This is a genomic window from Paradevosia shaoguanensis, assembly GCF_016801025.1.
Taxonomy (GTDB): Bacteria; Pseudomonadota; Alphaproteobacteria; order Rhizobiales; family Devosiaceae; genus Paradevosia; species Paradevosia shaoguanensis.
In genome coordinates, this window is sequence record NZ_CP068983.1 from 1934478 (window position 1) to 1947924 (window position 13447).

Here is a 13447-nt window from a genome sequence, read left to right on the forward strand (position 1 = left end):
ATCAGCTCGCAACAATGTCGCGCGAGGATGTGTGATTTCGACAGGAGGAGTGAAAAAGGTCGTGGCGCATGACTTCAGGTAAGCGGCGCAGGAGGAGGTCGCACGAAAAGCGTGGCCCGTTCAGCAAGCTTCGCTTCCGCCCTACGCCCGCTCCGCCAGCAATGCATCGAGCACCCGCTGCTGCTCGGGCTTGGTTTTCTCGTTATCCCCCGCCAGCACGATCAGCGCCTTCCAGAGTCCCCAGCCACGCGCCCGCGCCCACATGGCCTCGTCCGCCGGCATCCCCGCGCGGAACGCCTTTCGGCTCCCCTCGTCGAGCAGCGTCCATGACAACACGAGGTCGCAGGCCGGGTCGCCCACCGCGCAGCAGCCGAAATCGAGCACGGCCTCGAGCTTGCCTGCCTCATCGAGCAGCAGGTTGCCGGCCGCGATGTCGCCATGTACCCAGCGCGGCGCGCCGTCCCAATGCGCCGCCAGCGCCTCTTCCCAGATCTTCCGCGCTGTCGCGGTATCGATCCGCCCTTTTAGCGCCACCAGCGCTGCCCGGGTCTCCCCGTCATAGACGGTCAGCGGCCCGCCGCGGAAGAAGTTGTGCGGCCCTGGTGGCGGTCCGCCCGCGGTGTCGATCTTCTGGTAAGCTACTAGAAAACCCGCCACGTCCCGTGCCAGCCCCACGAGGTCAGGCACGTCGCGCTGCATGGCCGTGAGGCCATCGATCCAGTCATAGACCGCCCAGCGCCAGGGATAGGTCTCGGCCGGCTCGCCCACCGCCAGCGGGGCCGGTATCGGCAGCGGCAATTGCGGGGCGAAGCGCGGCAGCCAGAAATATTCCTTGTCGGTCTGCTCGGCGTAGCCAGCGGCGCTGGGCAGGCGCACCTTCATGGTCTTGCCCAGATGGAAGGTGAAATTGTCCCAGCCGCTCGAAGCGACCGGCCGCACCTCGAGCCCTGCCCATTGCGGGAATTGCCCGGCTACCAGCCGCTTCACCAGACCCACATCGATCGGAAATTTATCGGACATCTTCCGGACGAGCCCCCAAAACGAAGCCTGAAACCTCGTCGCGTTCGCAGGAACAGGCAACCGCGGCGCGGCAACACTCGCCGGCAAAAGCAAGAGGCCGGGATCGCTCCCGGCCTCTGCGTTCGGTCAAGGCGAATGCCTTGTCATCCCATATGCGCGAGCACGGCCAGCAACAGCAGCGCCACGATGTTGGTGATCTTGATCATCGGGTTCACGGCCGGGCCGGCAGTATCCTTGTAGGGGTCACCGACGGTGTCGCCGGTGACGGAGGCCTTGTGGGCGTCCGAACCCTTGTGGTGGACAGTGCCGGCGCTGTCGGTAAAGCCGTCCTCGAAGCTCTTCTTGGCATTGTCCCAGGCGCCGCCGCCGGCCGTCATCGAGATGGCGACGAAGAGGCCCGTCACGATCACGCCCATCAGCATGGCGCCGAGCGCCGCAAAGCCCTCGTCACGCCCCGCGATCCAGAAGATCACGACGAAGACGATGATCGGAGAGAGCACCGGCAGCAGGGACGGCACGATCATTTCCTTGATCGCGGCGCGGGTCAGCATGTCCACCGCCTTGCCGTAGTCCGGCTTGTCGGTGCCGGCCATGATGCCCGGCTTTTCCTTGAACTGGCGGCGCACTTCCACCACCACCGATTGCGCGGCGCGACCGACGGCGGTCATGGCCATGCCGCCGAAGAGGAAGGGCAGGAGGCCGCCGAAGAGCAGGCCCACCACCACATAGGGATTGGCCAGCGAGAAGTTGACCGCCTGCATGCCGTAAAAGAACGAGCCTTCCACCGCATTGGCCACGAAATATTGCAGGTCCTGAGTATAGGCGGCGAAGAGCACCAGGGCACCTAGGCCGGCCGAGCCGATGGCATAACCCTTGGTCACGGCCTTGGTGGTGTTGCCCACGGCGTCGAGCGCGTCGGTATTGTGGCGCACTTCCTTGTCGAGGCCCGCCATTTCGGCAATGCCGCCGGCATTGTCGGTGACCGGACCGAAGGCGTCGAGCGCCACGATCATGCCGGCCAAAGCCAGCATGGTGGCGACCGCGAAGGCGATGCCGAAAATGCCGGCCAGGTTATAGGTCACAATGATGCCGGCGATGATGACCAGAGCCGGAAGCGCCGTGGATTCGAGCGACACCGCCAGGCCCTGGATGACGTTGGTGCCATGGCCGGTGACCGAAGCATTGGCGATCGAGTTCACGGGCCTGCGTCCGGTGCCGGTATAATATTCGGTGATGACGATGATGAGCCCGGTGATGACGAGGCCCGTCACGCCGCACCAGAAGAGGCTCCAGGGCGTAAAGGCCTTGGCCTCGGTCCCCAGCGCCACGTCGAGCCCGCCAAAGACCAGGGCCAGCACCGGCAGCAGCACGATGAGCGAGAGCACGCCGGTGGCGACGACGCCCTTATAGAGCGCGCCCATGATGTTGTTGGAAGCGCCCAGCCGCACGAAATAGGTGCCGATGATCGAGGTCACCACGCACGCGCCGCCGATGGCGAGCGGCAGCACCATGCCCATCAGCTTGTAGGCGTCGGGAAGGACGATGGCCGCCAGCACCATGGTGGCGACGATGGTCACCACATAGGTTTCGAAAAGGTCGGCCGCCATGCCGGCGCAGTCGCCGACATTGTCGCCCACGTTATCGGCGATGGTGGCCGGGTTGCGCGGGTCGTCCTCGGGAATACCCGCCTCGACCTTGCCCACCATGTCGCCGCCGACATCGGCACCCTTGGTGAAGATGCCGCCGCCCAGACGGGCGAAGATCGAGATGAGCGAAGCGCCGAACGAGAGCGCCACCAGGGAATCGATCACCGTACGGCTCGTGGGCTCAAAGCCGAGCCCGGTGAGGATCATGAAATAGACCGTGACGCCCAGAAGCCCGAGGCCCGCCACCAGCATGCCGGTGACGGCGCCGGACTTGAAGGCGAGATCGAGCCCGCCGGCCAGCGACTTGGTCGCCGCCTGGGCCACGCGCACATTGGCGCGCACGGAAACGTTCATGCCGATAAAGCCGGCCGCGCCCGAAAGCACTGCGCCGATCAGAAAGCCGATGGCCGAGTAGACGCCCAAGAGCAGCCAGGCAAGGATGAAGATGACGACGCCGACAATGCCGATGGTCGTATACTGGCGCTTCAGATAAGCCTGAGCACCCTCACGGACGGCAGCAGAAATCTCCTGCATGCGGGGGGAGCCCGCATCGGCAGCCAACAGATTTCGCGTCGTCACAATACCGTAGAGAATAGAAAGGCCGCCGCAAACGACGGCCAGCCAGAGTACCAGGCTCATAAAATCCCCTCCCAGGAGTCAGGTGAAAGGGGTCGTTCCGAGACTTCCGGACGAAATTTCCTCCAGTTTCGTTCCGAAAGACGCGGCCCTCAACGACCCCGAAACAGAACAGGGAGAGGGTAAGCGGGTTTTTTAAATCTAGGCAATTGATTTTCCACGCTGCGCAGCATGAAGCCGATTTATTTCGCGTTTTTGGCCAGGGTCTCCAGACCGGACGGCGCGCCGTTGGTCACGCCGGTATTGGCCTTGATCCGGGCCGAGCGGCCGACGATCTCGCACTGGGCCTGCGGGCTCGGGCAATCGATGATGTAGCCGTCCACGAGGATGGTGACGCCGCCGGCGTCGTCGAACAGCGCCTTGCAGCGCCCTTTCTGGGACTCGCAGGAGCGCGCGGCGTCGATGCCGCTCATGGCGAAGGCGGATGGCACGAAAGTCACGGAGAGAAGTGCGGAGGCGGCTGCAGTCAGGATGAGCTTGTGCATTTTCGAGAACCCCTCACGGTTCCGTTGAAGATGCGCAAACCTGCTGCCGGCGGGCTGAACCCGCGCTGAATGGGGCGTTAAGGGGAAACGAGGGTTTCGAGCCGGCCGATGACGCTTGCCGCCTCTCCGCTCACGAGCAGGATCTTCATCCGCGCCGTCTCCCCGCTTTCGAGCGTTATCGCGCTCTTGGGGAGGCCGAGTTTCTTGGCGAGAAGCGCGATCACTGCGGCATTGGCCTTGCCCTTGTCGGGCACGGCCTTGACCCGCACGCGCAGTACCCGCGAGCCGTCGTCCCGGGCTTCCTCGCCTTCTATCGCATCGGCTCCGGCATTGGGCGTCACGCGCAGGGCGACGAGGACGCCGCCCTTCGCTTCACGCCAGAACGCCATCAGAAGACGTAGGGATAGATGTAGTGGGCGATGATCTGCTGGATGAAGATGATGATGAGAAACAGGATGATCGGGGAGATATCCAGTCCCGAAAAGTTCGGCATCACCCGGCGGATCGGCCCGAGCACGGGCTCGGTCAGGGCATTGAGCACGCGCCAGACGGTGGCGACGAATTCGTTGCGGGTATTGATGACGTTGAAGCTGATCAGCCAGCTCATGATGATCATGGCAATCACGATCCACCAGTAGAGCTGCAGGACGACCAGGATCACATCGAGAAGCGCGCGCATGCGTAAATTCCTCCAGAAGTGAAAGATATCTAGTGGGTGGAAGGGCTTCGGGCAAGGCGGGCGCGGCGTTCCATCCCCGCGAAAACAGCGAAGCCCGCCGGGTCGCACCGGCGGGCTTCGTGTGACTGACTCCGGTACGCAAGACCTGAAACCCGGATCGCTCCCTTGATTGCACGAAGCGTGCCAGATCGTCGGCGCCCGGAAATCCGGGGGTTTCGGGCCGTCCAGGGGCCGGGTTCGTTGCGAATTGCGAGAGGGCGATTGCAAATTGCGAGGCAAATTCGGGAATGCGCTTCATCGCGCTCTCCGCCCTCAAATCAGAACCTCCAAGCTGGACGTGCCGGCAGAATCCCCCTGCCTTGCTCCAGCCCACCTCCTCACCTACCCTCCCCATCGTGCAAGAGGAGGTACGGATGAAACTGAGATCCCTGCTGTTCGCCGCTCTGCTCGCTTCGCCCGCCTTTGCCGGGCCGGCTTTTGCCCATCACGGCTGGAGCTGGACGGAAACCGGCTTCTTCCAGCTCGAAGGCATCATCAAGGACATCTATGTCGGCAATCCCCACGTCACCATGGATGTCGATGTCGAGGGTACGATCTGGCGGGTCGAGCTCGCCCCGCTCGCGCCGACCAATGCCGCCGGCTTCACCGAGGCGTCCGCCAAGGCGGGCGATGAGGTTACCGCCATCGGCAACCGGTCGAGCGACCACGGCGAAACGCGCATGAAGGCGGTGCGCGTCATCGTCAACGGCGCCACCTACGACGTCTATCCCGACCGCGCCAAGGCGATCGAGGGCGCATGATCGAGGCGCTGGCGGCGGAGCTGGCCCAATGGGGGCCGGGGCTGTTCCTCAAGACCTCGGTCTGGCTTTATCCGCTCGTCAACGCCCTCCACATCCTCGCCATCGGGGCAGTGCTCACCAGCGTGCTGCTCATGGATGCGAGCGTGCTCGGCTTCTGGGGGCGCTCGCCCGGTCAACAAGCTGTTATCGCGCTCCTGCGCCCGGTGACCATTTTCGCGCTCGTCCTGGCGCTGGCTTCCGGCTTCCTGCTGTTTTCGGTGCGGCCGGTCGACTACATCGCCAATCCGGTCTTTCGCCTCAAGCTCGTCTTGCTGGCGCTGGCCCTCGTCAACGCGCTGATCTTCCTCGCCTTTAGCCCCCAGAGCATCCTGCGCAAACCGGCCGCCGCACTCTCGGCCGTGCTTTGGCTCGGGGTGCTCGTGGCGGGGCGGTTCGTCGGCTTTCTCGACTAGTTACGCACCGCTTATCCCCCGCCTGCCAAGAGGCAGGGCCGCTGTCATATTAATGCGGAACAAATCAGCTTAACCTCTCGTTCAGTATCTGATGAAGGAGGGGAGCCGTCATGAAAGATACTCACGTACTGACGCGCCATAGCGATATCCAGAATTGGGTCAGTGCGCGCAATGGCCTTCCAGCCATCGCCCGGGTCCGGAACCATCTGGGCCACGAACAGTCCGAACTCCATCTGCGTTTCAGCCGGCCGCGCCGGGTGCCCGATGTCACGCCCGGCCAGGACGATGGCATGAGCCCGGTGTCCTGGACCGCCTGGCTTGCCGAACTCGACCGCCAGCATCTAGCCCTGAGGGTCACCGCCAGCCATTGCGAGCTGGTGGACCGCAAGGACCTGCACTGACCGGCCGAACGCCGGTCCTTAACGCCATCCTAGCGGCGCCCTGCGCGCTCGCCCCGACTCGACCCGTTCCGGTGTCCCTGCCAGCATGATCGGGCAGGCGAGCGGAGGCAGATTTGTCCCACATACTTTCCAGGCACGGCGATATCCGGCGCTGGGTGGCGGCCCATGCGGGCCGGCCGCGTTTCGGCGCGGGCATGGATGCGGAGGGGCGGCGGCAGCGGCTCCTGCAGATCACCTTCGATGGACGCCCGGCCAAGAGCGCGCATGACTGGGAGGAATGGCTGGCCGAGCTCGATCGGCAGAACCTGGCGCTCAATATCCTCGACGATGCCGGGGTGGGGAGCGACTTCGAATTCGTCAAGCGCGGGAACGGGGCCTGACGATTTCTGTCGCGCGGGGCGGCAACGGGTGTAAGCTCGGTTATCGAACCAGCGAGATGGAGCCTGCCTTGTCCCTGATCCTGACCGAGCCCGCCGATATCCGTACCTGGGCCGAAGCCCGTTCCGGCCAGCCGGCAATGGCCGAGCTACCCAGCGGCAGCCGCACCAAGGTCATCCTGCAGATCGCCTTCGACCAATACCTGCTCAATTCCGGCGAAGCCCAGGACCAGGATCGGCCGGGCGGCCTTGACCTCGTGTCCTGGGATGAGTGGATCGCCGAGCTCAAGAAGCAGAATCTGGGCCTACGCGTCCCCGACGACATCCCCGGAAGCCTCGACAACACCTACGAATTCGTCTCGCTGGCCGACAATCCCATGGATTGACGCGTTCCTGACCGCTCCTCGCCGGCCAAGACCGGGGCACAGAGGTCACGGGCCCGTATTCGCGCCCAAACAAAAGGGCGCGCGCCTTTCGGCACGCGCCCCCAAAAATCCAAAGGACCGAAGCTTAGTGCTGGGGCCACGCGCGGATGTCGACGAAGTGGCCGGCAACTGCCGCCGCCGCGGCCATGGCCGGCGAGACCAGGTGGGTGCGGCCCTTGAAGCCCTGGCGGCCTTCGAAATTGCGGTTCGAGGTCGAAGCGCAGCGTTCCTGGGGCTTCAACTTGTCGGCGTTCATGGCCAGGCACATCGAGCAGCCCGGCTCGCGCCAGTCGAAGCCCGCATTCTTGAAGATCACGTCGAGGCCTTCGGCTTCAGCCTGTTCCTTAACGAGGCCGGAACCGGGCACGACCATGGCGTTGACGCCCTCGCGCACCTTGTGGCCACGCACGACTGCCGCGGCGGCGCGCAGGTCTTCGATGCGGCCGTTGGTGCACGAGCCCAGGAACACGCGGTCGACGGCGATGTCCGTCATCTTCATGCCGGGGACGAGGCCCATATATTCGAGCGCCCGCCACTTGGAGGCGCGCTTGTTGGCGTCCTCGATCTTGTCGGGGTCGGGCACTTCACCCAGGATCGAGACCACGTCCTCGGGCGAAGAGCCCCAGGAGACGATCGGAGGCAGGTTGGCGGCGTCGAGCACGACCGTGCGGTCGAAATGGGCGCCATCGTCCGAATAGAGCGTCTTCCAGTAGGCGAGGGCCATGTCGAGGGCTTCGCCGCTGGGTGCGCGCGGGCGACCCTTGATGTAGTTGAAGGTCGTCTCGTCCGGCGCGATGAGGCCGGCGCGAGCGCCGCCTTCGATGGTCATGTTGCAGACCGTCATGCGGCCTTCCATCGAGAGCGAACGGATGGCTTCGCCGGCGAACTCGATGACGTGGCCGTTGCCGCCCGCCGTCCCGATCTCGCCGATGATGGCAAGGATGATGTCCTTGGCGGTGACGCCGGCCGGCAGCTTGCCGTCCACGCGCACCAGCATGTTCTTGGCCTTCTGCTGCACCAGCGTCTGGGTGGCCAGCACGTGCTCGACTTCGGAGGTGCCGATACCGTGCGCCAGGGCGCCGAAGGCGCCGTGCGTCGAAGTGTGGCTGTCGCCGCAGACGATCGTCATGCCGGGCAGGGTGAAGCCCTGCTCGGGGCCGACGATGTGCACGATGCCCTGGCGGCGGTCGAGTTCGTCATAGTACTCGATGCCGAAATCCCTGGCGTTCTGCGCCAGCGTCTCCACCTGCAGCGCGCTCTCGGGATCGTCGATCCCGTTGCGGCGGTCGGTGGTGGGCACGTTGTGGTCGACAACCGCAAGGGTGCGCTCGGGAGCGCGTACCTTGCGGCCATTAATGCGAAGGCCCTCGAACGCTTGCGGGCTGGTGACTTCATGCACCAGGTGACGGTCGATATAGAGGAGGCCCGTGCCGTCCTCGTTGGTGCCGACCAGGTGGTCGTCCCAGATCTTGTCGTATAGCGTCCTGCTCTTGCTCATCGGCGAGATACCTAAGGCCTTTCAATTGGGCTTGCGCGGGAGGTTCTAAGCCGCTGCCCACGCAGAATCAAGAATAGGGTGGCCCGGCGCGATTGCAAGCGCTACGCGCGTCTCGATGCTGTCACTCTTCTGTTGCCACTCCAAGCCAAAGGTAGGGGTCTGCCGCCCTCGACTTTTGGTGCCACCCAAAGCAGTCTGAGGGGCGAGGGCGAGTCGTGGAGCGGTCGATGCCGGTTGCCAATACTTCCGGGCCGAAAGGCCCGGCGCGCAAGCACAAGACGGGGGGCGCGGCTCCCGATCTCAAAACCTTCCTGTCCGCGGCGCAACGCGCCACCGATCCCAACGATCTCCTCGCGCTTTCGTCCGCCGATCTCGAAACGGCTTTGCGCGGCACCCATGCCCTGATCGCCGAGGCGGAGGGGAGCGATCCCCTGATCCGCATCGGCGCGCCGCTGCGCATCGGCACCACGCTCGCCGTGCCGGTGGCGGTGCTGTCGAGCGACAAGCCGTTCATCGTCGATTCCGTCCTCGGCGCCATCCGCGCGCGGGGCGGGCAGGTTCGCCTCGTCAGCCATCCGATCCTCGGGGCCGGAGAGGATGCGCTCAGCGTCCTGACCGTGCTCATCGAGCCCATGGCCGAGGGCGAGCTGGCGGTACTCGCCGGTGAGATCGAGGCGTCGATGCGCGATGTGGCGGCGGTGGTCGCCGACTGGCCTGCCATGACCGCCCGGCTCGATGCCGCGGCAGCGTCGCTCGCCAATGCCCGGCCCTCGCCCGAGCGCGAGGAGGCGCAGGCCTTCATCGCCTGGCTCGAGGCCAACAATTTCACTTTCCTCGGCACCCGCAATTACCGGCTCGCCGATGGCGTGCTCGAACCCGAGCCGGAAAGCGGCCTCGGCGTCCTCCGCGATCCCGCCTATCGCTTCCTGCGCGCGGGCGCGGAATTCGTCGAGATGACGCCACAGCACAAGGCGTTCCTCAAGTCCGCCGCTCCGCTCATGGTCACCAAGGCCAATGTGCGGGCGCGCGTGCATCGCCGCTCGCACATGGACTATGTCGGCATCAAGCTTTTCGATGACAAAGGCAAGGTTACCGGCGAATTGCGGGTGCTCGGCCTATTCACCTCGCACGCGCTCAACCAGCCGCATGCCGAGGTGCCGCTGGTGCGCGCCAAGATCGCCGAGGTGGTGCGCCGCGCCGGGCTCGACGCCAATGGCCATGCCGGCAAGACCCTGCTTCATGCGCTGGCCGCCTATCCGCGCGACGAGCTCTTCCAGGTCGGCATGGATGAGCTCACCGAATTCGCCACCGATATCGCGGCGCTGGGCGACCGGCCGCGTGTGCGTGTCCTGCCGCGCGTCGATCCCTTCGACAATTTCGTGTCCATCCTCCTCTACATGCCGCGCGAGCGCTACGACGCCGACAACCGCGCACGGATCGGGGACTACCTCGCCAAGGCCTATGACGGGCGCGTCTCGGCCTGGTATCCGCATTTCCTCGAGGGCGATCTCGTCCGGGTGCACTTCATCATCGGGCGCGATGCCGGCAAGACGCCGCGGCCCGATCGCGGCAAGCTCGAAGCCGATATCACCGCGCTCTCGCGCGATTTCGGCGACCGACTGATGGCCGAGGCCAAGGATCCGGGGGCGGCTGCGCTTTATCGCGATGCTTTCTCGCCGGCCTACCAGTCGCACAGCACGCCGGCCCAGGCTCTGGTCGATATCGGCATTTTCGAGCGCCTGCGCGACGATGCCCGCATCGCCGTCGATTTCGGCCCCTCGGGCCTTGCCGACGGCAATCTGGGACTCAAGCTCTATCATCGCGGCAGCCCCATCCCGCTTTCCGACCGCGTGCCGCTGCTCGAGAATTTCGGCTTCCGCGTCATCGACGAGCGCACCTATACGATCAAGGCCGGCGACGGCATCGGCCGGTTCCTGCATGACATGGTGCTGGTCCCCGCCGATGGCGGCGTTGTCGATCTGGGCAGGCTCGGGGAGAGCCTCGAAGCAGCGCTTCTCGCCGTCTGGGATGGCCTCGCCGAAAGCGACCGGTTCAACGCCCTCGTCGTGCGCGCGGGCCTCGCCTGGCAGGATATCGCCATCCTGCGCGCCCTGGCGCGCTACCTGCGCCAACTCAACATCACCTATTCGCACGCCTATCTCGCCGACGTGCTCTCCGCCCAACCGGCGGCGGCGCGCCATCTGGTGGCGCTCTTCCATGCCCTCCACGACCCGGCGGTCAAGGCCGGCGGTCGGCAGGCCGATGCGGCGCGGGCAGGTATCGAGGAGGCGCTTGGCGCCACCACTTCGCTCGATGAGGAACGCATCCTCAAGCGCTTCGCCAATCTCGTCGAGGCGAGCCTGCGTACCAATGCCTATCAGCGCGACGAAGCCGGCGCCCCGCGCCCGGCCTTCGCCATCAAGTTCGATTGCGTCGCGGTCGAGGGCATGCCCGAGCCGCACCCCTATCGCGAGATCTTCGTCTATTCCCCACGCGTCGAAGGCGTGCACCTGCGGTTCGGCGCCATTGCGCGCGGCGGCATCCGCTGGTCGGACCGGCCCCAGGATTTCCGCACCGAGGTGCTCGGCCTCGTCAAGGCGCAGCAGGTCAAGAACGCGGTGATCGTCCCGGTCGGCGCGAAGGGCGGCTTCGTGCCGAAACTCATGCCCAAGGGCGCGGCGCGCGACGTGGTCCAGGCCGAAGGCACCGCCTGCTACCGCATCTTCATCGGTTCGCTCCTCGACATTACCGATAATCTCGAAGGCGACCATGTCGTCCCGCCGGCCGGTGTGCTGCGGCGCGATGGCGACGATCCCTATCTCGTCGTCGCCGCCGACAAGGGTACGGCCAGCTTCTCCGATATCGCCAATTCCATCGCGCTCTCGCGCGGTTTCTGGCTGGGCGATGCCTTCGCCTCGGGCGGGTCGGCCGGCTACGACCACAAGAAGATGGGCATCACCGCCCGCGGCGCCTGGGAAGCGGTCAAGCGCCATTTCCGCGAGATGGACCGCGACATCCAGAAGGAGCCGTTCACCGTGGTCGGCGTCGGCGACATGTCGGGCGACGTCTTCGGCAACGGCATGCTGCTCTCCAAGGCCACCCGTCTCGTGGCGGCCTTCGACCATCGCGACATCTTCATCGATCCGGATCCTGATGCCACCAAAAGCTATGCCGAGCGCAAGCGCCTCTTCGCGCTGCCGCGGTCGAGCTGGCAGGATTATGACAAGTCCAAAATCTCCAGCGGCGGCGGCGTTTTCTCGCGCACGGCCAAGTCCATCCCGCTCTCGCCCGAAGCCCGCAAGGCACTGGGCGTCACGGCGGCCGCGCTCACTCCGGCCGAGGTCATGACGGCGATCCTCAGGGCCGATGTCGATCTTCTCTGGTTCGGCGGCATCGGCACCTATGTGCGCGCCGCGGGCGAAAGCGACGCCGATGTCGGCGATCGCGCCAACGACGCCATCCGCGTGGCCGGCCGCGACCTGCGCGCAAAGGTCGTGGGCGAAGGCGCAAACCTTGCCATGACGCAGCGCGGGCGCATCGAATACGCGTTGGCCGGCGGCCGGCTCAATACCGACGCCATCGACAATTCGGCCGGCGTCAATTCCTCGGACCTCGAGGTCAATATCAAGATCGCGCTCGGCACGCTGGTGCGCGCTGGCGTCTTCGATACCGAGGGGCGCAATGTCTTCCTCGCGCAGATGACGCCGGAAGTGGCAGAGCTCTGCCTGCGCAACAATTACCTGCAGTCGCTGGCGCTCTCGCTCACCGAGCGGCGCGGCATGGCCGAGTTCCCCGATCACCGCGAGTTGATGCTTACGCTCGAACGTGAAGGGCATCTCAACCGGGCGGTGGAATTCCTACCCTCCAATGCCGTGCTCAACGACCGCGAAACCGCGCGCCAGCCCCTGACCCGGCCCGAACTCGCCGTGCTCCTCGCCTATGCCAAGCTGACGCTCTACGACGAGCTCCTGGCTTCGAGCGTGCCCGACGACGCCTATCTCGGGCGCGAGCTCTTCCGCTATTTCCCGGAAACGCTCAACACCACCTATCCCGAGGCAGTGACCAGCCACCGGCTGCGGCGCGAGGTCATCGCCACGGTGCTCGCCAATGCCATGATCAATCGCGGCGGCCCGGCCTATGTGCGCCAGATGATGGCGGCGACCAGCGCCACGGCTGCAGATGTCGCCTTCGCCTATGCGGCGGCGCGCGATGCCTATGGGCTCCCCGCGCTCAATGCCGAGATCGACGGGCAGGATGGCCGCATCGAGGGCGCGACCCAGCTCGCGCTCTATGCCGAGGTCGAGGCGCTGCTGCGGCGCGAAAGCCTCTGGTTCCTGCGCAATGCCAGCTTCGCTGATGGCCTCGCGCCGTTGGTCGAGCGCTACAAGGCCGGCGTCGACGAACTGCGCCAGGCACTCCCCGGCATGCTGCCGCCGCACCTCAAGGCCAGCGTCGCCCGCAAGGCCGAGGCCTTTCGGGCCGGCGGCACACCCAAGGCTTTGGCCGAACGCATCGCGGCGCTCTCGACGCTCTCGTTCTCGACGGACATCGTCTTCACCGCCGGGCGCAACGGCGTACCGCCGGTCGCCGCCGCCAAGGCGTTCTTCGGGGTGCTCGAACTCTTCGATCTCGGCGATATTCTGCTGCGCGCCCGCGACCTCGTCCTCGCCGACCGCTTCGACCGCATGGCGCTCGACCGCGCCAATGCCAACCTCTGGCGCGCCCTGCGCGATCTCTCCGCCGACGTCCTCGCCGAAGGCGGCGACCCCAACGCCTACCGCGCCCGCCGCGCCGAAGCCGTCGGCCGCACCGCCAAGGCCGTCGCCGACATCACCCAGGGCGAACTCACCGTCTCCCGCCTCTCCGTAGCCGCCGGCCTGCTGGCCGACCTCGCCAGCGGGACGTAACTCGAGGCTACGGCCATGCCCCAACCCTCCCTCCCCCTTGCGGGGAGGGTCGGGGTGGGGGTGAGCCTCAAACGCGGCGCCTGCTGCTTGCCGGGAGGGTGGGGACTCCAACCACGGTGTC

The 13447-nt window shown here is 65.8% G+C and carries 12 protein-coding genes; 6 read left to right on the top strand and 6 right to left on the bottom strand.

Translation table 11 applies throughout. From position 1 onward, the window contains the following. Positions 1 to 141: 141 nt before the first annotated feature. From JNE37_RS09145 to JNE37_RS09165, 5 genes are all read right to left on the bottom strand, one after another. Complete coding sequence (locus JNE37_RS09145; protein WP_203066029.1) at positions 142 to 1020, bottom strand: aminoglycoside phosphotransferase family protein; 879 nt, start codon at positions 1018 to 1020, stop codon at positions 142 to 144. 143 nt (positions 1021 to 1163) lie between these two features. Then, positions 1164 to 3305, bottom strand: a complete 2142-nt coding sequence (locus JNE37_RS09150) for a sodium-translocating pyrophosphatase (protein ID WP_035037249.1) — start codon at positions 3303 to 3305, stop codon at positions 1164 to 1166. A gap of 179 nt (positions 3306 to 3484) precedes the next feature. Next, positions 3485 to 3787 carry a hypothetical protein gene (locus JNE37_RS09155; protein WP_203066030.1) on the bottom strand — a complete coding sequence of 101 codons (303 nt, stop codon included), beginning with the start codon at positions 3785 to 3787 and terminating at the stop codon, positions 3485 to 3487. A 77-nt stretch (positions 3788 to 3864) separates the two neighbouring features. Further along, positions 3865 to 4176, bottom strand: a complete 312-nt coding sequence (locus JNE37_RS09160) for a DUF167 family protein (RefSeq protein WP_035037254.1) — start codon at positions 4174 to 4176, stop codon at positions 3865 to 3867. Further along, a complete protein-coding gene (locus tag JNE37_RS09165) occupies positions 4176 to 4466 on the bottom strand; it encodes a YggT family protein (RefSeq protein WP_035037256.1) in 291 nt (96 codons plus the stop codon). Before JNE37_RS09165 ends, JNE37_RS09160 begins: the two co-directional genes overlap by 1 nt. Positions 4467 to 4879: 413 nt before the next feature. On the opposite strand from JNE37_RS09165, the gene JNE37_RS09170 reads away from it, so the two are divergent. From JNE37_RS09170 to JNE37_RS09190, 5 genes are all read left to right on the top strand, one after another. Then, on the top strand, positions 4880 to 5266 hold the full coding sequence (locus JNE37_RS09170; protein WP_035094793.1) for a DUF6152 family protein: 387 nt from the start codon (positions 4880 to 4882) through the stop codon (positions 5264 to 5266). Further along, the gene (locus JNE37_RS09175; protein WP_203066031.1) at positions 5263 to 5718 is read left to right on the top strand and encodes a hypothetical protein; all 456 of its coding nucleotides are present in this window, start codon (positions 5263 to 5265) and stop codon (positions 5716 to 5718) included. The genes JNE37_RS09170 and JNE37_RS09175 overlap by 4 nt, the downstream gene beginning before the upstream one ends. Positions 5719 to 5828: 110 nt before the next feature. Beyond that, the gene (locus JNE37_RS09180; protein ID WP_035037272.1) at positions 5829 to 6119 is read left to right on the top strand and encodes a hypothetical protein; all 291 of its coding nucleotides are present in this window, start codon (positions 5829 to 5831) and stop codon (positions 6117 to 6119) included. 113 nt (positions 6120 to 6232) lie between these two features. Then, the gene (locus JNE37_RS09185) at positions 6233 to 6499 is read left to right on the top strand and encodes a hypothetical protein (RefSeq protein ID WP_035037275.1); all 267 of its coding nucleotides are present in this window, start codon (positions 6233 to 6235) and stop codon (positions 6497 to 6499) included. Positions 6500 to 6567: 68 nt separating this feature from the next. Then, entirely contained in the window at positions 6568 to 6882 is a 315-nt protein-coding gene (locus tag JNE37_RS09190; RefSeq protein WP_052015900.1) for a hypothetical protein, read from the top strand. A gap of 124 nt (positions 6883 to 7006) precedes the next feature. Here the strand turns inward: JNE37_RS09190 and leuC are convergent, their stop codons facing one another. Next, entirely contained in the window at positions 7007 to 8419 is a 1413-nt protein-coding gene (gene leuC / locus JNE37_RS09195; protein WP_203066032.1) for a 3-isopropylmalate dehydratase large subunit, read from the bottom strand. A gap of 227 nt (positions 8420 to 8646) precedes the next feature. Here leuC and JNE37_RS09200 point away from each other — a divergent pair, with 227 nt between their 5' ends. Further along, complete coding sequence (locus JNE37_RS09200) at positions 8647 to 13326, top strand: NAD-glutamate dehydrogenase (RefSeq protein WP_203066033.1); 4680 nt, start codon at positions 8647 to 8649, stop codon at positions 13324 to 13326. Positions 13327 to 13447 lie beyond the last annotated feature (121 nt).